This is a genomic window from Chryseobacterium sp., assembly GCF_029240215.1.
In the GTDB taxonomy this organism is placed as follows: Bacteria; Bacteroidota; Bacteroidia; order Flavobacteriales; family Weeksellaceae; genus Chryseobacterium.
This window is the reverse complement of the sequence record NZ_JARBTK010000001.1, coordinates 245,405-265,316: the sequence shown is the minus strand read 5'-3', so window position 1 is coordinate 265,316 and position 19,912 is coordinate 245,405. Positions and strand designations below refer to the sequence as shown.

Sequence of the window (19,912 nt, the reverse complement as noted above, 5' to 3'; positions counted from 1 at the left end):
TAATTTATAAAAAACGGAAAATATTGTTTTTTTCTATGATCAAGAAAAAGGCATTAAGTTGGTGCTTTAAATTGATAAGTTTGCTGTTTCAAAACAGAACTCATGAAACGGCTTTTTATTCTATTATTTTTCTTACTATTCAATTTTGTTTTTTCGCAGGAAACTGATAGTATAGAGCTTAATTCTCATTCAGCAACAGATACTTTAATTGTCTCTAAAAAAAATAGTATCGGGAGGCAGCTTGTCGTTGATGGCAAACAGATATTTAACAATATGGCGCACAGTTATCTTAGTCCGTTTTCATGGAAAAAAAATAATTGGATCGATGTGGGCGGAGTTGCATTAGGAACTGTATTACTGTATTCTGTAGATAATGATACCAGCCGTTACTTTGCGGATCAAAGAGATAAAGTACCTAGCGTTATCAGAAAGTTTGGAGACTATTTCGGAGGTCCACAGAATAATTACGGTATAACAAGTGTGGTTTATCTGACGGGACTTTTCACAAAAAATGATAAAATCAGAGAAACAGGAGTTCTGATGATTTCTTCTGCAACAACTGCCGGATTGATCCAGACATTCTCCAAAACATTGGTAGGAAGGGCAAGACCCGGAACGGGTGAAGGAAAATTTTATTTTAAACCTTTTAGTGGTCAGCCTGCGTACAGATCATTTCCATCAGGTCACACAGTATTGGTTTCTACTACCATGTTTGCGTTGGCAAAACAATTTTCAAACCCATGGGTAAAGGCAGGGATTTACAGTATAGGCATTATAACGCCATTATCAAGAATGTGGGATGGTGCACATTTTTTCTCTGATGTATTTCTGAGTACTGCGATCAGCTATTTCATCGTAGACGGTACCTATCGATATATGCAGAAGAATAATTACCAGAAAAAAGAGAAAAAAATCTCATGGAAGCTAAATGTCTCCCCTCGTATGCTCGGCTTAAATGGTACCTTTTAACTTTTATTGAAAGTTGCAGCAACAGAAACAAGATACTCATGCTGTTACCTTAATGCATTTTTATCCTTTGTATTAAATATTTATTTACTTTTGTAAAAAAAACTATAATACTTAATGAAGAAAAAAGTTGTTCTCGTTCAAGATAATGCCGAAATTCTCAATATTATGGATCAGGTATTGGATGAAGCCGGATTTGATGTGGTAGGATCGCTTACAACGGAACCCATCGAAAAAGTTGAGGAGATTGATCCCGATGTAGTTATTGTTGATGACCACATCAAAGGAAAAGCTAAAGGTTCACAGGTAATTAAAGAATTGAAATCTGATCCTGATACAGAAGATATTCCGGCAGTCCTGACTTCTACATCAAGTAGTATTAAGGAGATTGCGAAGGAATGTAAAGCAGACGATTATATAGAGAAACCATTTGGTATCGATGAGATGATCGATGTTGTAAAGAGAAATATTTGATAAAAAAGCACATACAAAAATAAGAGCCTGATTAAAACGAGGCTCTTATTTTTTTGTGAAATTTCAGTTTAATGTTGCCCACTTCTGTCTCCATGCCATAAATCTACGCATTTCGTTGTCGTTAAATGAATGCATTAGAGATCATAATTTGTTGAAGATGTAGACATAAAAAAGTTTGATTAAAAATATCTTTTATAAATGTTGATTTGAATTTAACCGAATTGGCAAAATAATTGTAAACACATCTCACAGAGTAATTAATTTTACTCAATATTCTAAACCAATCAAATTTTATTATTTATGAAAAATTCAATTCTAACTTTGTTGGCATTGGCTGCAATCACAGCATGCAACAAAAAAGAAAACACAACAACAGCTGATTCTACAGCAGACACCACCATGAGTTCACCTCAGGACACTCCTACGACTCTCAACGATTCTGCAACAGTATCGAATACGGCGGTAACAGAAAAAACACTTAGCGATCAGGACAAAAAATTTGCCGACGAAGCTGCAAGAGGTGGAATGATGGAAGTAATGATGGGCGATCTTGCTGCTAAAACTTCTACAAATGCAACTGTAAAAGCGTTAGGTGAAATGATGGCAAGAGATCACGGAAAAGCCAATGAAGAACTTAAAAAATGGGCGTCAGCTTCAGGTTACACTTTACCAACAAGCTTAAACGCTGAGCAACAGAAGAAGCATGACGACCTGAAAACTAAAAAAGGAAGCGAATTCGATAAAATGTACACCGATCTAATGGTCAATGACCACAAAAAAGATATTGCTGACTTTAAGAAGGAAGCTTCAGAAGGTTCAGAAACTTCTCTTAAAGGATTTGCAAGCAAAACGCTACCCACTCTTGAGCATCATTTGATGGAGTCAGAAAAAGCTAAGACAGCAGTAAAATAAAGGAGATCAATACTGATATGATAAAGTTATTCCTGTAAAGCATCCAACCTCAAAAAGATCTTTACAGAAATAACTTTTTTATAGAATATTTATAATTTAATCATGACTTTACCAATATAATTATTTCAGATTGTATTTAATCTGAAATGTCTTAAAATATTACGTTTGTATATGATTGAATCATTTTATGTAAAATCTAACTTCTAAACGAGCATTTATTTCTCAGACAGTCATATCATTTCGTTTAATTTAAATCTTAATTATGCGAATCAGAATTGTTTTCGCATATATCCACAACACCAATTTCTAAAATATTACTATGAAAGCAGCAGTTTTTCATTCGCCGGGTAAAATTACCTGCGATATAATCGATGATCCTAAAATTCAGGATGAGAATGATATCATCCTTCGTGTCACTTCAACCGCAATCTGTGGGAGTGATTTACATATGTATTCAGGAGGAATTCCTCAACCCCGCCCAATGGTTATGGGGCATGAGTTTATGGGGATTGTGGAAGAAACCGGAAAAAATATTAAACATTTACAGGTGGGCGATCGGGTAGTTGTTCCGTTTCCTATTGCCTGTGGAGGATGCTATTTTTGTCAGCACGATCTTCCGGGTGGGTGTGAAAATTCCAATCCTGAAAATTATGGACCGGAAGGAGGATTAATTACCGAAAAGGGGGGAGGAATGTTCGGATATACCGATCTTTATGGCGGATACAATGGCGGACAGGCTCAGTATGTCAGAGTTCCTTATGCTAATTTTGGTCCCAGAAAAGTTCTTGATTCACTGACTGATGAGCAGGTTTTATTTCTTACCGATATTTTTCCGACAGGATATACCGGTGTCATGTGGGCAGATCTTAAAGGCGGAGAGACGGTTGCTATTTTCGGAGCAGGACCTGTAGGTTCCATGGCTGCTAAGAGTGCAATACTCCATAATGCAAAAAAAGTGATTGTCATTGATACTCTTCAGTACCGTTTAGATCAGATAAAAAATCTGACAGGTTGCGAAACCATTCTTTGGGAAGATTCAAAACAAACTGTTGAGCAAATACGAAGCATGACAGACGGCAGAGGTGCAGATCTTTGTATTGATGCAGTAGGTTTTGAACCGGACAGAAATCTTGTTGATAAAGCCAAAGCTTTAGTCAATTTTGAAAAAGGTTCTATAAAAGTTCTTGAAGCCTGCATGAGCGGGGTTAGACGTGGTGGATTTGTTTCTATCTTAGGAGTATATCCCATGAATTATGACAATTTCAGGGTAGGTCAGCTTTTTGATAAAGGAATTACTTTAAAAGCAGGGCAGTCGCCGGTACATGCTATCATTGATAAATTAATGAAATATGTAGAAAGCGGACAGGTAAAATTGGATGACATTATTACCCACAGACTTTCGCTTGATGATGTAGCAAAAGGATATGAACTTTTTGACAAAAAAGAAGACGGCTGTGTAAAGGTTATTCTTGATCCCTGGAAATAAATTTAAGCTGCCTTTTGGCAGCTTTTTTCATTCGCAAACAGTGTATTATCTTGTTTTCAGAGCATAAATTTCTTTTCTCAAATCACTGATCGTTGTGATGGTATGATTGATATGCTGAAACACATTGTAGAGACTCAGTCTGAGTTCTATATTAGAATCGATATAATGTGAGAAAGTAGGTACGATTATATATTTTCCGGAAACTAAATTTTTTTCCAATAAATATTCGTCTTTAAGGTTTATTTTTATTTTAAAATCACGTTTAAGATATGTTAATATCAGTTGATGAAGTAAATTTTTATGTAATCTGAGATTTTTCATTGTGTTTAAAGCTATATTGGATGCTGACTTACCATATTAATATAAATATCGTGCCATGAATAGATTTTCTTTTTACAATGATAAATGGAAGAAAACTTAAAGTAAATAAAATTTCAGGATAATTCTTATATTTGTATCTGAATGAAATATCTTGTATTTATATTCACATTGTATCTCATGGCAATTTCTTTAGTGCCATGCAATGATGTGGACGACAAATACAGTTTTTCAGAAACCAAAGTAGAAAGACTGCAAGATAACCATCAATCTGGTCACAGCGATATCTGCAGCCCTTTCTGTACCTGCAATTGCTGTCAGATGACGGTTGCATCTTTCAAAATCGAGCCTTTATTGGAACTGCCTTCGCACGTTCAGATTTATTTTTCAAAGAAAATTCTTTTTCAGAAAAACGATTTCGCCTATCAGGTTTACGATCATATCTGGCAACCTCCCAAGATTTAATTTTTATTGATTTTTTGAAATTTTAATTTCAAATTTTTGTGAAGACTTTTCAGTTTTCAGAACTCATATGCTGTTGCTTTATGTTTGAAAATTATATTCAAATGCGAAAAAAGCAGGCAAATTTAATCAATATTAAATACAATTCTGTGTTAGATAAAATTATAAAATTTAGCATCAGTAACAAGATTATCATTGGTATTATGACATTGTTGCTGATCGTTTGGGGAGTTTGGAGTGCTACAAAACTACCTATTGATGCTGTTCCGGATATCACCAATAATCAGGTTCAGATTATTACTGTTTGTCCTACATTGGCAGGGCAGGAAGTGGAGCAACTGGTCACTTTCCCCATCGAGCAAAGTATTTCAAATGTTCCCGATATCGAGGAAACCCGAAGTATTTCAAGATTTGGACTTTCGGTAATTACCGTCGTTTTCAAAGAAGAGGTCGACGTATATTTTGCGCGTCAGCTGATCAGTGAAAAACTAAAAGAAGCCGCAGAAGAAATTCCCAAAGGAGTAGGAACACCGGAACTAGCTCCTGTAAGTACAGGTTTGGGTGAGGCTTATCAATATATTCTGCATCCGAAAAAGGGAAGTGAGAATAAATATTCAAGTAAGGAACTCCGTACAATGCAGGACTGGATTGTACGAAGACAGCTCAACGGGACACCCGGAGTCGCAGAAGTCAACAGCTTTGGTGGTGAGCTGAAACAATATGAAGTAGCAGTCGATCCAAATCGGCTTCGCGCAATCGGAGTAAGTATTTCCGATATTTTCACAGCACTGGAAAAAAATAATCAGAATACAGGCGGAGCCTATATTGATAAAAAGCCAAATGCTTATTTCATCCGTGGAATTGGTGTCGTTACGTCTTTGGAAGATATAAAAAATATTGCCGTAAAAAATGAAAACGGAAGTGTTCCGGTTTTTGTAAAAGATGTAGCCGATGTACGTTTGGGAAGTGCAGTCCGTTACGGAGCAATGACTTACAATGGAAAAGTGGATGCAGTAGGAGGAATAGTAATGACCTTAAAAGGCGCAAATAGCAATGAAGTTGTTAATTTAATTAAAGATAAAATCCCGACCATTCAAAAATCGCTACCTGATGATGTTTTGATAGAACCGTTTTTAGACAGAACAGATTTGGTTGGAAGAGCCATCAACACCGTTGAGAAAAACCTGATAGAAGGCGCTTTGATCGTTATTTTCGTGCTTGTGGTTTTTCTGGGCAATCTTCGGGCAGGACTTATCGTTGCTTCTGCAATTCCCTTGTCATTGCTTTTTGCTTTGGGAATGATGAATGTTTTCGGAGTGAGCGCCAATTTAATGAGTTTGGGCGCGATTGATTTTGGCTTGATTGTCGACGGAGCTGTTATTATCGTGGAAGCAACACTTCATCATTTAGGTTTAAGAAAATCAAATCAAAAATTAACGCAGGCGGAGATGGATGACGAAGTTTTTCTTTCTGCCTCAAAAATACGAAACAGTGCTGCTTTCGGAGAAATTATTATTCTTATTGTTTACATTCCTATCCTGACTTTGGTGGGTGTTGAAGGGAAAATGTTCACACCAATGGCTAAAACAGTTGGTTTTGCAATTTTAGGAGCATTAATTCTTTCTTTGACTTATATTCCAATGATGAGCGCATTGTTTTTGTCTAAAAATCAATCGAATAAAAAGAATTTTTCAGATAAAATGATGGATAAACTACAACGTATTTACCATCCGTTATTGGAAAAAGCTATAAAAATCAAAGGAATTATTGTTTCTGTCACCGTTCTTTTATTTGCGGTCAGCATTTTTCTATTCAGCAGAATGGGAGGGGAGTTTATTCCACAGTTGCAGGAAGGTGATTTTGCATTTCACTGTATTTTACCACAAGGAAGTTCATTAAGTCAGAGTATTGAAACTTCAATGCAGGCTTCAAGAATTATTAAAGAGTTTGATGAAGTAAAAATGGTGATTGGAAAAACCGGCTCTGCAGAGGTTCCTACCGATCCGATGCCACCGGAAGCTTCAGATTTAATTATTGTTTTAAAACCTCAAAAAGACTGGAAAACAAAGAAATCCTACGATGAACTGGCAGATGAAATTTCTGAAAAACTTGAATTGATTCCTGGTGTTTTTTTTGAAAAAAATCAACCGATACAGATGCGTTTCAATGAATTAATGACCGGAATACGGCAGGATGTCGCCGTGAAGATCTTTGGTGAAAACCTGGATTCTCTTGCTGTTTATGCCGATAAAGTGGGGAAAATAATTCAAACGGTTGACGGAACGACAGTTCCACAAATTGAAAGAATAAGCGGACTTCCACAGATTAATGTGGAATATGACCGTATAAGAATGGCCAATTACGGTTTGAATATCGAAGACGTAAACAATGTCTTAAGTACTGCCTTTGCCGGAAAAAGTACAGGTCAGGTCTTTGAAAACGAAAGACGTTTCGATCTTGTTGTGCGTCTCGACAGTCTTCACAGAACCAATATTGATGATGTGAATAATCTGATGGTTTCAACAAGTTCCGGAAGCCAGATCCCGCTGTCGCAGGTTGCCAATATCAATTACAAATTGGGTCCCGCCCAAATAAGCCGTGAAGAAGGAAAACGTAGAATTGTAATCGGATTTAATGTAAAAGACCGCGATGTGGAAAGCATTGTAAATGATATTCAGGCAAAATTAGATCAACAAGTGAAGCTTCCTTCAGGATATTATTTTACGTATGGCGGACAATTTGAGAATCTACAGGCTGCAAGCAAACGTCTGATGATAGCAGTTCCGGTTTCTTTGCTGCTTATTTTTATGCTGTTGTATTTTACTTTTAATTCATTTAAACAGGCTGCTTTGATTTTTACCGCCATTCCGATGAGTGCGATTGGGGGAATTTTCGCGCTGCTTGTAAGAGATATGCCTTTCAGCATCAGTGCAGGAATAGGATTTATCGCTTTGTTCGGTGTCGCAGTTCTGAATGGGATTGTTCTCATAGGAACTTTTAATCAATTGGAAAAAGATGGCGAAAATGATATTTTAAGAAGAGTTTTTAAAGGAACGAAAACAAGGCTCAGACCTGTTCTGATGACTGCTGCAGTAGCATCTTTAGGGTTTTTACCGATGGCAATTTCCACGGGAGCAGGAGCGGAAGTCCAGAAACCTTTGGCAACCGTTGTGATTGGCGGTTTGATCACAGCAACTTTCCTTACTTTATTTGTTTTGCCAATGTTATATATTATTTTCAATACTCAATTTACAAGAGGAAATTTTAAATTGAAATCTTTGACAACAGCTATTGTTTTAGGATTTTTATTTTCCGGACAAACATTGAATGCACAGACAACAGAAGTTTTAACGGTTGAAAAAGCAACAGAAATAGGATTGAAAAATAATCATTTAATTCAATCAAAAGATCTTGATATAAAAGTTTCCGAAGCTTTGAAACCTACGGCAAGTGAGCTTCCGAAAATGAATATGAATGCGCAGTTAGGACAATACAACAGTCCGAAATTTGATCAGTCGTTTTCAATTTCTCAGAGCATTCCGTTTCCGACTTTGTTTAAAGCAAAAAAAGATCTGATTGCTGAAGAAATTAAAGCCAAACAAATTAATAAAGAAATCTCTGCAAATGAATTAGCAAAACAGATCAGAACATATTATTATCAAATAGAATACCTGCAGTACAATCAACTAAAACTGATGAAAATGGATAGTCTTTATCAGGATTTTATCAGAATTGCTACGGTGAGATATAAAGCAGGAGATATTAAAAAAATTGAAATCAATACGGCAGAAACTCAAAAAGGAGAGATTGATCTTTTATTGAGTCAAAATAAAGTATATCTCAATAATGCCTATAAAAATTTAAAAACGCTTCTTAATACTTCGGATCTTTTCGAAATTCCTCTCATTAAAGATTACAAGCCTCTGAAAGCAGAATATGTTCTGGATAGTACTGTAATTGCTAATCATCCGAGCGTAAAAGCATTGTATCAGCAAATGGAGATTGCCGAAAAGAATAAAAATGTAGAAAAATCACAAGGTTTGCCGGAATTTAGTCTTGGATATACCAATCAGTCTCTTACTGGTTTTCATACACTCAACGGTCAGGAAAAATATTTTGATGCGGGAAACCGTTTTCACGTTGCGAATGTTGGAATTTCAATTCCGCTGACTTTCGGAGCTACAAAAGCGCGAATTCAATCTTGGGAGTATCAGAAACATCTGGCGGAATCTAATGCAAAATTGCAGCAGAAACAGCTTGTTACACAACTGGAAAATGCATTCAGCCAATACAATCAGGATGTTCTGCAATATGAATATTATGTCAGTCAGGCTTTGCCGAATGCAGAGAAAATCGTTAAAGCTGGGCAACTCGGCTACAAAACCGGAGAGATTTCTTATGTGGAATACCTTTTTGCACTTCAGACAGCAACCAATATTCAGCTAAAATACTTAGAGTCGATTCAACAGGTGAATCAGTCGGTTATTACTATTAATTATTTAATCAACAAATAAAATGGAACTCAAACTCAAACAAAACATTCTCTATGTCTCGCTCGCTTCTGTCTTTCTTTTAAACTGCGGGAAAAAAAATGCCACCAACGATTCTGAAAGTGAAATAAAAACAGAACAGACTGCAGATCATCATAATGAAGCTCCGAAAACCATTGCTTCCATTACCGAAGATCAGATAAGAACTGTAGGAATTACTTTAGGCAAAATTGAAATGAAAGAACTGACAGCAACAATAAAAGCCAACGGTTTATTAAGGGTTCCAAACAATAATAAAGCTACAGTAACGTCACTTTACGGAGGTGTGATCAAAACCATCAATGTACAGATCGGAGATTACATAAAGAAAGGACAGGTTATCGCAACAATAGCAAATTCAGAATATATTCAGGTGCAGGAACAATATCTTACCGTGAAAAGCAGGATTGTTTTTGCCGAGCAGGAGTACAGAAGACAGAAAGAACTGTTTGACAATGATGCAGGAGCAAAGAAAAATCTTCAAAGCTCAGATTCTGAACTGAAAACTTTAAGGACTCAAAAAGCCTCTTTACAAAGACAGCTTCAGATAATGGGAATCAATCCTGCGAACATCAGTAATGGGAATCTGCGTTCGGGATTGGTGATTACTTCGCCGATCAGCGGTACGATCAGTACAATTAATGCTCAGATCGGAAGTTATGTAGACATTTCTTCACCTGTTGCAGAAGTGATTGATAACGGTTCGATTCATCTTGATCTGCAGGTTTTTGAAAAAGATCTTCCCAAAATGAAAACAGGGCAGATCGTACATTTTAAACTTACAAATAATCCTGAAACGGAATATGATGCAAAGGTATACAGCATCGGTTCTTCTTTTGAAAATGAAAGCAAAACGATTTCCGTGCACTGTACAGTTATCGGAAATAAATCAGGATTGATTGACGGAATGAACATTACAGGAATTGTAAGTCTGAATAATACCACAACTCCCGCCGTTCCCAATGAAGCCATCGTAGAAGCAGACGGAAAATTTTACGTTTTCATACAAACCAATAAAAAAACTGAGGAACACGATGAAGCTAAAGCCAAAAGTGAAAGCAAAGCTATTAATTTCGAAAAGATAGAAATTGTAAAAGGCTCTTCCGATATGGGCTACACAGCGATAACTCCGGTCAAAGAAATTTCTGATAACATCAATATTGTGGTAAAGGGTGCTTTTTTTGTGAATGCTAAATTGAGTAGCTCGGGGCAACATGAGCATTAATTATCAAATGAAAAAGCCATCCGAATTGAATGGCTTTTTTATTAAAAATATGTTTAGAATTACAAACAAAAAAAAAGACAAAACATAAATGTTTTGCCTTTTTCAATATAAATGATTTGGTGTGTGGTGTGAAGTTTATTATAAGTCAATTATTTGCAATTCACAGTGTAATTTTCAGTCATCTTAAAGCTGTATCGCTTTTTAATTTCTTTAGTAAAGATAGATCGGAAATCAGACGGATACAAGTATATGCAGTGGTGATTTATAAATCTTTACGTAGAAATTTATCAATTTTTGCATTGTGGGTAGTTTTTATTGTTTTGAAAATGAATGAGTTGTTGCAATGTTTTGATTTTATCTTTAATGTTTTTAAAAATGTATTTACAAAAGTCTATTAACTGAGAAATAAGAGTATTTATGGCTTTTTTTAAGGCATTTTAGAAATTAATAACTAAAATTTATCTCAAAAAAAAGAGAATTACTTTAATAAATTTTACATTATTTTTATTCTTTACAATAAAATGTAATTAAAGAATTGTAGTATTCATCGTTGCTTTTTGTCAAAAGCTAAATTGTAAATTTGCAATAAGATTAAAATTTTATTTACGTTAAAATATTGTTATCATTTGCCGTTAAAGGCTGAGACTACAATATTATCCACTATATTTGATATTTAATGAGAGATTTATGAATGATATTAGGTTGATAGTGACGGATATGGATGGCACATTTCTTAATTCTAAACATGAAGTAAGCCCGGAATTTCCCGAAATTTATGAAGAACTGAAAAGACGAAATATCCTTTTTGTTCCCGCAAGTGGCAGACAAATGCTGGGAATTACAAAATACTTTGGAGATATAGAAAACGAGATGGCTTTCATCGCTGAAAACGGTGGTTACATGATCTATAAAAACGAAGAATTGTTTGCAGACAAGCTTGAAGTACAGTACGTGGAAGAGATCATCATAGCAATTCGCCAGATTTTGGGAGCAACGGTTGTAGTTTCAGGTAAAAAGAGAGCTTACTATGAAACAGACAATCAGGACTTTATTGATTATATCGCACAATTTTATACAGGAAATCAGAAAATAGACGATCTTACACAGGCATTGGACGACAGCATTTTCAAAATTGCAGTTTATCATCCTGAAGGTTCTGAAGAACATTTATATCCTGCCCTAAAGCAATTTGAAAAATATAATCTGGAAGTTGTCGTTTCTGGAAAATACTGGCTGGATATTATGAACAAAGATATCAACAAAGGCAATGCGCTGGAAAAACTTCAGAAAACGCTCAATATCAGTCCGCAACAGACGATGGTTTTCGGTGATTATATGAATGACATTGAGATGCTGAAAAAAGCAGAATATTCCTTCGCAATGGAAAACGCTCATCCATCGGTAAAAGAGGCTGCAAAATTTGAAGCTTTGAGCAATAATAATTTTGGAGTTTTAAATACAATTAAAAATTATCTCAACGCCAATTAAGATTTTTTGAAATATTTTGAAAGAAAAATCTCAACGTAATATCTATCTTTGAAAAAATATTTAACAGATATTTTACGATCAAAAATTACATTTTTTCTATTAATTTAAGAACATCAGAAAATTGAATACAGTTTTAATAATTGATGATGAAGCCAAAATAAGATCACTTTTATCACGCATCATCAGTCTAGAAAGTTTTGAAGTTTTTGAGGCTGGAAATCTGAAAAGCGGACTCAAACGACTTGAGATTTCCGATATTGACATTGTTCTTTGCGATGTTAAACTTCCCGACGGAAGCGGAGTCGATTTTTCAAAAACAGTGAAAGATCAATTTCCAGGTGTTGAAATTATTCTTCTGACCGCTTTTGGAAACATTCCCGATGGTGTAATGGCGATCAAAAACGGTGCATTCGATTACATCACCAAAGGAGACGACAATACCAAAATTCTTCCGTTACTTTATAAGGCTGCAGAGAAAGTAGAACTGAATAAACGAGTTTTACAGCTTGAAAAACAGCTTGACAATAAACAATCTTTCAAAAGTATTATTGGCAAATCTGCTGAAATTACCAACGCAATTTCTTCGGCTCAGAAAGTGGCTGTTACGGATGCAACAGTTCTTCTTACAGGAGAAACTGGCACCGGAAAAGAGGTTTTTGCACAGGCAATACATCATGCAAGCAACAGAAGCAAGAAAAATTTTATTGCAGTCAACTGTTCGGCTTTCGGAAAAGAATTGCTGGAAAATGAACTTTTCGGTCACAAAGCAGGAGCTTTTACAGGAGCTCTGAAAGATTCTAAGGGTATTTTTGAAGAAGCCAATCTCGGAACGGTTTTTCTTGATGAAATTGGTGAAATGCCTCTCGATTTACAGGCAAAATTGCTCAGAGTTTTAGAATCTGGCGAATTTTTGAAAGTGGGAGACAGCAAACCAACAAAAACTGATGTACGAATAATAGCTGCAACGAATAGAGATCTGGAAACAGAAATTGAAACCGGAAACTTCCGTGAAGATCTGTATTATCGTATTAATATTTTTACTATTAAACTTCCTTCTTTACGAGAAAGAGTAGCAGATATAGAATCTCTCGCAAGCTTTTTTCTAAAGACTTTTTCTCAGAAAATGGGAAAAAATATTTCTTCTTTTTCGGATGATTATTTAAAAGCTTTAAAAAACCATCAATGGAAAGGTAACATCCGCGAACTTCGCAATGTCATTGAGAGAAGTGTCATCCTTACAGATTCATCCGAATTATCAACTGACAGTCTTCCTGTAGATATTCTTGCAAAGCAGGAGCAGACGGAACTTTCACAGAATAAAATGATGTCTGCATTTTCTATGGCAAGTGCAGAAAGAATGCAGATACAGAAAATATTAAAGCATACCAACGGAAACAAAGCCGAAGCGGCGCGTCTTCTCGAAATTGGCATTGCCACACTGTACCGAAAAATCGAAGAATACAGTATTTTATAAAAGAATGATTCCATTCTGATAACGACCCTATCATTTTGATAGGGTTTTTTGTTTTTTCTAATCATTGGATTTTACTTTAAATAATTAAATATCAACTGTTTATAATTAAATTTTTCTTTGAGGAATAAATCTTGGCATTACTGTTTCAAAACAATTTAAAATGAATCATACAGATGCCATCACAGAGATCATCAAAACGATCCCTGAAACACAGGAAGATTTTAAAGAATCTTACAAAACAAATTCACCCTTCATGGTCATCAGTGTCTTTACCAAACAGATCAAGAGACTGATCAAAGAAAATGATCAGAAAATTCTGACTAAATCTATTCTTAAAATGAATAAGCTTTACAGTAAAGGCGATGCAGCGTTAAAAAATGCGATCGAAAACATCTTTGTCTATTCTCTGGACAGTTTTACATTTTGCTGTGAACCGACTTACAAAAAAATGATATTTAATAAAATGTCACCGAGTTTACAGGAAAATTACTTTCACCAGGTTTACAAATCAGGAATTTAAAATTTAAATAAGATGAAAACAAAAATCAGAAAAATCGGAAGCTGGAAAGAATGGAAATCAATTCGTGGAAAACACGATTTTGAAGTGGTAACGATCAACATAGCGGTCATTCTCGGAGTTTTTGTAGCAGCAGCAATTATTCAATTTAATTAAAACAAAAAAGAAAATGATCACAATTATTTTATTGGCTTCTGGAGTATTACTGTTCGCACTGTTTTACTTTTTGGTAGAATATTTTGAAAAGATTTAAAAATTAAAAACGTACTCATGACCCTATTATTTATCACAGCAATAGCCATCTTCTTCTACATGATTTATGTACTCGTAAAACCGGAAGAATTTTAAATAAAATTAATAATCAAATGAACCGTAAGATTTTAAATGAAATAAAAGAATGGAGCATCATGATCTTTTGGATCTGCTTCGTGATTGCTTTTATTTATCTGATTTTTACGGTTAAAAAATTTGCTTTAATTCATTAAACTACTATGAACACTGAAATTTTTGGAATTATAGCCATGTTTCTGGTAACGCTCTTACTGGCGATACCATTTGGGAAATACATTGCTAAAGTATATGCAGGAGAAAAGACTTTTCTTGATCCTGTTTTCAAACCTGTAGAATCTTTTATCTACAAAATCTCAGGAATCAATCCTGAAAACGAAATGAACTGGAAGCAGCATCTGAGTGCACTTCTTACGATCAATCTTTTATGGTTTTTCATGAGTATGCTTGTCTTGATGAACATGAGTTGGCTTCCACTTAACCCTGATGGAAACCCCGATATGTCACCTGATTTGGCATTTAACACGACCATTTCCTTTTTGGTTAACTGCAATCTTCAGCATTACTCCGGTGAAACTGGATTGAGTTACCTTGGACAAATTTGGCTGATGTTTCTTCAGTTTGTTTCCGCAGCGACGGGAATGGCTGCAGCGATTGTTATTTTTAAAGCTTTCCGTGAAAAATCAACAGAAAAACTGGGGAATTTCTATGATTATTTTTTGAAATCAAGCACAAGAATTTTTCTTCCACTTTCATTGATCATGGGTGCAGTTCTTCTTTTTGAAGGCGTACCGATGACTTTTGAAGGTAAAGATAAAGTAATAACGCTTCAAGGAAATACTACCGAAGTTTCTACAGGTCCTGTTGCTGCATTTGTTCCTATTAAACATATTGGAACCAACGGAGGTGGTTTCTTCGGAGCAAACAGTGCGCATCCGTTTGAAAACCCAACCTATTTCACCAATATAGTTGAGATGGTTTCGCAATTAATTATTCCTATGGCTATGGTTTTTGCATTTGGTCATTTTATCAGAAGGAAAAAATTCGGATATATGATTTTTGGAGTCATGACCGCTGGTTTTCTTCTGCTTGCAATCCCAACAATAAGTATGGAAATGAATGGAAATCCTGCCATTTCATCAATGGGAATTGATCAGTCATTGGGCGCCATGGAAGGAAAAGAAATTCGTTTCGGTGCCGCTGCTTCCGGTTTTTGGAGTATTGTAACAACCGTTATTTCTACAGGATCTGTTAACTCAATGCACGACAGCTCAGTTCCGCTTTCCGGAATGACACAAATGTTGGCAATGATGGTGAATGCATTTTATGGTGGTGACGGTGCAGGTATTTTAAACATATTTATTTATATCATTCTTGCAGTATTTATCAGCGGTTTGATGGTGGGTAGAACGCCCGAGTTTTTAGGTAAAAAAATCGAAGCAAGAGAAATGAAAATTGCAATGATTGTGGCGCTTTTCCACCCGTTTTTGATTTTGGCAGGAGCAGCAATTGCAACTGCTTTTCCTGATGTGGGAACAAGTACACTCAACAATCCTGGTTTTCATGGTTTCAGTGAAGTATTATATGAATTTACATCATCTGCCGCCAATAACGGAAGCGGTTTTGAAGGTTTGGGCGACAATAATCCTTTCTGGAATATCTCGACCGGAATTGTTCTGTTGTTTGGTAGGTTTTTACCAATCATCGGTCCGATTGCAATTGCGGGTTTACTGGCTCAGAAAAAATATATTCCTGAAGGCGAAGGAACATTGAAAACCGATACCTCAACTTTTGGATTAATGATTTTTGCAGTCATTGCAATCATTGCGGCATTATCATTCTTCCCGGCATTGGCTTTAGGTCCGATTGCTGAATATTTTTCACTGAAATAAAATAGATAAAGAAATTAAAATGAAATCGCCATGATTGGAAAGATAAAACCAATGAAGATTCAGCGATTGCATTACTTGTCCCGACTATTCGGGATGACCTTCAAATAAAAATAAATATATCCAAATGAATAATAATAAATCGTTGTTTCAAAAAGAACTGATGCAGGAAGCACTTGTACAGTCTTTTATAAAACTCAACCCAAAAACGATGTTCAGAAATCCGGTTATGTTTCTGGTCTGGATTGGAACTCTTGTCATGTTGATCGTAAGTATATGGACTTTGACAGGAGAAAAATCTCAGGGAAGTTTTGCCTATAACTTTACTGTATTTATGATTCTATTGCTTACCGTTCTGTTTGGAAACTTTGCTGAAGCCATCGCAGAAGCAAGAGGAAAAGCGCAAGCAGACAGTCTTCGAAAAACAAGAGAAGAAACACCTGCCAAATTGCGTGATGGCAGTATTATTTCTTCCGCAAAACTTCAGAAAGGTGACATCTTTGTCTGCGAAACGGGAGACATCATCGCATCTGACGGAGAAATTATTGAAGGATTGGCAACTATTGACGAAAGTGCCATCACCGGAGAATCTGCTCCTGTCATTCGTGAATCAGGTGGAGATAAAAGCTCAGTAACCGGAGGTACGAAAGTTTTGTCTGACAGAATTGTTGTAAAAGTGACTACACAACCCGGAGAAAGTTTTCTCGATAAAATGATTGCGTTGGTAGAAGGTGCATCAAGACAAAAAACGCCCAACGAAATTGCACTAACGATTTTATTGGCAGGATTTACTTTAGTTTTTATCATTGTTTGTATTACTTTAAAACCTTTTGCAGATTATGCTAATGTAAGTATTACCATCGCATCATTCATATCACTTTTTGTATGTCTGATTCCTACGACAATAGGTGGACTTTTATCTGCAATCGGTATTGCGGGAATGGACAGAGCATTGCGTGCTAATGTCATTACAAAAAGCGGAAAAGCAGTAGAAACAGCAGGAGATATAGATGTGCTTCTTTTGGATAAAACAGGAACAATTACTATTGGAAACCGTAAAGCAACTCATTTCTACGCCGCTAATAATGTTAATGAAAAAGATTTAATAAAAGCTGCTGTATTAAGTTCAATGACCGATGAAACACCAGAAGGAAAATCGATTGTTGAATTGGCCGGAATTGATCCTTCTACTTATTCATTAGAAAATCCTGAATATATAAAATTCACAGCAGAGACAAGAAGTTCGGGAGTGAATTATGAAAACTTCCGGATCCGAAAAGGGGCAACCGATGCGATCAAAAATATCGTTCTGACCGCAGGAAACACATTTCCACAGGAAACCGATGATAAAGTAAAAGAAATTTCGCAAAACGGAGGGACCCCGCTTGTTGTTTCTGAAAACGAAAAAGTATTAGGTGTAATCGAACTTCAGGATATCATCAAACCCGGAATCAACGAACGTTTTGATCGTCTTAGAAAAATGGGAATTAAAACAGTGATGGTTACAGGTGACAATCCGCTTACTGCGAAATTTATCGCTGAAAAAGCAGGTGTTGATGATTTCATTGCTGAAGCAAAACCTGAGGATAAGATGAATTACATCAAGAAAGAGCAAACCGAAGGTCGCCTTGTTGCCATGATGGGAGACGGCACCAATGATGCTCCGGCTTTGGCTCAGGCAGATGTTGGTGTAGCGATGAACAGCGGAACTCAGGCAGCAAAAGAAGCCGGAAACATGGTTGATTTGGATAATGATCCTACGAAACTGATCGAAGTTGTAGAAATCGGGAAACAGTTGCTGATGACGAGAGGAACACTGACTACATTCAGTATTGCAAATGATGTCGCGAAATATTTTGCCATTATTCCGGCTCTTTTTATTACTGCGATTCCTGCATTACAAGGTCTGAATATTATGAATCTTCACAGTCCGGAAAGTGCGATTCTTTCAGCAGTTATTTTTAATGCGATCATTATACCTATTCTTATTCCGTTGGCTTTAAAAGGTGTGGCCTACAAACCAATTGGTGCTTCGGCGTTGTTGAGACGTAATCTTTTTATTTTCGGACTTGGAGGTGTCATCATTCCATTTATTGGAATTAAAATCATCGATCTTTTAGTTTCATTATTCTTTTAAAATTTAATTAAAAATGAAAAAACATATTTTACCTGCTATTAAATTAACGGCAATGTGCATTATACTTTTTGCTGTTGTTTATCCTGCTTTGGTTTTTGCAATGGCTCAGTTGGCACCCAATCACGGGAAAGGAAAAACTGTGGAGTCTAACAATAAAAAATATTACTCAAATATAGGACAAGCTTTTACCGATGATCAGTATTTCTCATCACGACCTTCTGCCGTTGATTATAATTCTGCGGGATCGGGTGGAAGCAACAAAGCACCTTCCAACAAAGAATATCTTCAGCAGGTTCAGGCTCGTATTGATACTTTGATGATGAAAAATCCCGGAATTGAAAAATCTCAGATTCCTGCCGACTTGGTGACTGCAAGTGGGAGCGGACTTGATCCTAATTTCTCGGTACAGGCAGCAAAGGTTCAGGTTAAAAGAATTGCCAAAATCAGAAATATTGATGAATCTAAAATCAATCAGCTAATCGAAAAGAATATCGAAAAACCTTTTCTTGGAATGTTCGGTCCGGAAAAAATAAATGTTCTCAAACTGAATATTGCACTCGATCAAATTACCAAAAAGTAATATTAAAGAATAATTAGAAAATATTTAAATTAGATTTAATGAAAAAAATAATATTTGGACTTTTAGCGATGTTGAGTATATCAGCAAACGCTCAGAATGATTCACTTAAAAAACCATTGACAATAAGCGGTTATGCAGAAGTGTATTATCAGGCAGATTTTAATAATCCTAAAAACAATACTCGTCCTTCGTTTGTGTACAGCCATAACAGAAATAATGAAGTCAACGTTAATCTTGCTTTCATAAAAGCAGGATACAATACAGATCAAATTCGTGCAAATGTTGCAATCGCTGCAGGAACTTACATGAATGCAAATTATGCTGCGGAACAGGGAGTGATGAAAAATATTTATGAAGCCAATGCAGGATTCAAAATCTCAAAAAAGCATGATTTGTGGATTGATGCAGGAATTTTCTCTTCTCATCTTGGCTTTGAAAGTGCTATCGGAAAAGATAACTGGACTTTGACGAGAAGCCTTTTTGCCGATAATTCTCCTTATTTCGAAACCGGAGCAAAAATTTCATACAATTCACCAAGTGGAAAGTGGTTTTTAAGCGGATTGGTTTTAAACGGGTGGCAGCGAATTCAGAGAGTAGACGGTAATTCAACACCTGCTTTCGGACATCAGTTGACTTTTAAACCCAATGAAAAACTGACATTGAACAGTGGATCTTTTATTGGAAATGACAAGCCCGACAGTATAAGACAAATGCGATATTTTCATAATTTATACGGAATTTATCAAATCAGTAAAAAATTAGGGATTACAGCAGGTTTCGATATCGGAGCTGAACAGAAAGCAAAAGGAAGCGAACAGTACAATATTTGGTACACTCCGGTTTTGATTGCCAAATATTCTCCAACAGAAAAATTCAGCATCACGGCAAGAGGAGAGTATTATCAGGATGAAAAAGGAGTCATCATTTCAACAGGATCAGAAAATGGTTTCAAAACATTCGGATATTCATTAAATGCAGACTATCAGATTTTGCCAAATCTCGTCTGGCGAACAGAAATTCGAAATCTGAATAGTAAAGATGCGATTTTTATGAAGAGAAACGAAGATATCTCTAATAACAGTCTTACTGCTGTCACAGCAATTGCAGTTTCATTTTAAATTAATAAAATCTCCCTGTTATTTTTGTGCAGGGAGATTTGTAAATTTT

The 19,912-nt window shown here is 35.8% G+C and carries 17 protein-coding genes; 16 read left to right on the top strand and 1 reads right to left on the bottom strand.

Annotated elements, in window-relative coordinates:
• The first annotated feature begins 102 nt into the window (after positions 1-102).
• The 4 genes from K0R77_RS01265 (at position 103) to K0R77_RS01250 (ending at position 3,838) form a co-directional block, all read left to right on the top strand.
• A complete protein-coding gene (locus tag K0R77_RS01265) occupies positions 103-969 on the top strand; it encodes a phosphatase PAP2 family protein (RefSeq protein WP_300346428.1) in 867 nt (288 codons plus the stop codon).
• 114 nt (positions 970-1,083) lie between these two features.
• On the top strand, positions 1,084-1,440 hold the full coding sequence (locus K0R77_RS01260; protein ID WP_300346427.1) for a response regulator: 357 nt from the start codon (positions 1,084-1,086) through the stop codon (positions 1,438-1,440).
• A 300-nt stretch (positions 1,441-1,740) separates the two neighbouring features.
• Entirely contained in the window at positions 1,741-2,352 is a 612-nt protein-coding gene (locus K0R77_RS01255; RefSeq protein WP_300346426.1) for a DUF4142 domain-containing protein, read from the top strand.
• Positions 2,353-2,671: 319 nt separating this feature from the next.
• Entirely contained in the window at positions 2,672-3,838 is a 1,167-nt protein-coding gene (locus K0R77_RS01250) for a zinc-dependent alcohol dehydrogenase (protein WP_300346425.1), read from the top strand.
• Positions 3,839-3,883: 45 nt separating this feature from the next.
• Here K0R77_RS01250 and K0R77_RS01245 read toward each other — a convergent pair whose 3' ends face one another.
• Entirely contained in the window at positions 3,884-4,159 is a 276-nt protein-coding gene (locus K0R77_RS01245; protein ID WP_300346424.1) for a hypothetical protein, read from the bottom strand.
• A 141-nt stretch (positions 4,160-4,300) separates the two neighbouring features.
• Here K0R77_RS01245 and K0R77_RS01240 point away from each other — a divergent pair, with 141 nt between their 5' ends.
• The 12 genes from K0R77_RS01240 (at position 4,301) to K0R77_RS01185 (ending at position 19,863) form a co-directional block, all read left to right on the top strand.
• A complete protein-coding gene (locus K0R77_RS01240) occupies positions 4,301-4,621 on the top strand; it encodes a DUF6660 family protein (protein ID WP_367182658.1) in 321 nt (106 codons plus the stop codon).
• A 146-nt stretch (positions 4,622-4,767) separates the two neighbouring features.
• Positions 4,768-9,132 carry a CusA/CzcA family heavy metal efflux RND transporter gene (locus K0R77_RS01235; protein WP_300348288.1) on the top strand — a complete coding sequence of 1,455 codons (4,365 nt, stop codon included), beginning with the start codon at positions 4,768-4,770 and terminating at the stop codon, positions 9,130-9,132.
• Position 9,133: 1 nt separating this feature from the next.
• Entirely contained in the window at positions 9,134-10,372 is a 1,239-nt protein-coding gene (locus tag K0R77_RS01230; RefSeq protein ID WP_300346422.1) for an efflux RND transporter periplasmic adaptor subunit, read from the top strand.
• 29 nt (positions 10,373-10,401) lie between these two features.
• Positions 10,402-10,770: a hypothetical protein gene (locus K0R77_RS01225; protein WP_300346421.1), complete on the top strand. Its 369-nt coding sequence runs from the start codon at positions 10,402-10,404 to the stop codon at positions 10,768-10,770.
• A 289-nt stretch (positions 10,771-11,059) separates the two neighbouring features.
• Positions 11,060-11,860 carry a Cof-type HAD-IIB family hydrolase gene (locus K0R77_RS01220; protein WP_300346420.1) on the top strand — a complete coding sequence of 267 codons (801 nt, stop codon included), beginning with the start codon at positions 11,060-11,062 and terminating at the stop codon, positions 11,858-11,860.
• Positions 11,861-11,981: 121 nt separating this feature from the next.
• A complete protein-coding gene (locus K0R77_RS01215; protein WP_300346419.1) occupies positions 11,982-13,334 on the top strand; it encodes a sigma-54 dependent transcriptional regulator in 1,353 nt (450 codons plus the stop codon).
• Positions 13,335-13,494: 160 nt separating this feature from the next.
• The gene (locus K0R77_RS01210) at positions 13,495-13,854 is read left to right on the top strand and encodes a hypothetical protein (RefSeq protein ID WP_300346418.1); all 360 of its coding nucleotides are present in this window, start codon (positions 13,495-13,497) and stop codon (positions 13,852-13,854) included.
• 12 nt (positions 13,855-13,866) lie between these two features.
• Entirely contained in the window at positions 13,867-14,007 is a 141-nt protein-coding gene (locus tag K0R77_RS01205; protein ID WP_300346417.1) for a hypothetical protein, read from the top strand.
• 335 nt (positions 14,008-14,342) lie between these two features.
• Positions 14,343-16,031, top strand: a complete 1,689-nt coding sequence (gene kdpA, locus K0R77_RS01200; protein ID WP_300346416.1) for a potassium-transporting ATPase subunit KdpA — start codon at positions 14,343-14,345, stop codon at positions 16,029-16,031.
• A 124-nt stretch (positions 16,032-16,155) separates the two neighbouring features.
• Positions 16,156-18,165 (top strand): potassium-transporting ATPase subunit KdpB, encoded by a 2,010-nt coding sequence (gene kdpB / locus K0R77_RS01195; RefSeq protein ID WP_300346414.1) that lies wholly within the window; start codon positions 16,156-16,158, stop codon positions 18,163-18,165.
• A gap of 13 nt (positions 18,166-18,178) precedes the next feature.
• Complete coding sequence (locus K0R77_RS01190; protein WP_300346413.1) at positions 18,179-18,745, top strand: K(+)-transporting ATPase subunit C; 567 nt, start codon at positions 18,179-18,181, stop codon at positions 18,743-18,745.
• 38 nt (positions 18,746-18,783) lie between these two features.
• Positions 18,784-19,863, top strand: a complete 1,080-nt coding sequence (locus K0R77_RS01185) for a porin (RefSeq protein ID WP_300346411.1) — start codon at positions 18,784-18,786, stop codon at positions 19,861-19,863.
• Positions 19,864-19,912: the final 49 nt, after the last annotated feature.

Coding starts and splice junctions, on each gene's coding strand:
- kdpA (WP_300346416.1), top strand. CDS start 14,343: ATGAACACTGAAATTTTTGGAATTATAGCCATGTTTCTGGTAACGCTC.
- K0R77_RS01265 (WP_300346428.1), top strand. CDS start 103: ATGAAACGGCTTTTTATTCTATTATTTTTCTTACTATTCAATTTTGTT.
- K0R77_RS01220 (WP_300346420.1), top strand. CDS start 11,060: ATGAATGATATTAGGTTGATAGTGACGGATATGGATGGCACATTTCTT.
- K0R77_RS01245 (WP_300346424.1), bottom strand. CDS start 4,159: ATGAAAAATCTCAGATTACATAAAAATTTACTTCATCAACTGATATTA.
- K0R77_RS01250 (WP_300346425.1), top strand. CDS start 2,672: ATGAAAGCAGCAGTTTTTCATTCGCCGGGTAAAATTACCTGCGATATA.
- K0R77_RS01225 (WP_300346421.1), top strand. CDS start 10,402: ATGGCTTTTTTATTAAAAATATGTTTAGAATTACAAACAAAAAAAAAG.
- K0R77_RS01255 (WP_300346426.1), top strand. CDS start 1,741: ATGAAAAATTCAATTCTAACTTTGTTGGCATTGGCTGCAATCACAGCA.
- K0R77_RS01240 (WP_367182658.1), top strand. CDS start 4,301: ATGAAATATCTTGTATTTATATTCACATTGTATCTCATGGCAATTTCT.
- K0R77_RS01205 (WP_300346417.1), top strand. CDS start 13,867: ATGAAAACAAAAATCAGAAAAATCGGAAGCTGGAAAGAATGGAAATCA.
- K0R77_RS01210 (WP_300346418.1), top strand. CDS start 13,495: ATGAATCATACAGATGCCATCACAGAGATCATCAAAACGATCCCTGAA.
- K0R77_RS01185 (WP_300346411.1), top strand. CDS start 18,784: ATGAAAAAAATAATATTTGGACTTTTAGCGATGTTGAGTATATCAGCA.
- K0R77_RS01260 (WP_300346427.1), top strand. CDS start 1,084: ATGAAGAAAAAAGTTGTTCTCGTTCAAGATAATGCCGAAATTCTCAAT.
- kdpB (WP_300346414.1), top strand. CDS start 16,156: ATGAATAATAATAAATCGTTGTTTCAAAAAGAACTGATGCAGGAAGCA.
- K0R77_RS01190 (WP_300346413.1), top strand. CDS start 18,179: ATGAAAAAACATATTTTACCTGCTATTAAATTAACGGCAATGTGCATT.
- K0R77_RS01230 (WP_300346422.1), top strand. CDS start 9,134: ATGGAACTCAAACTCAAACAAAACATTCTCTATGTCTCGCTCGCTTCT.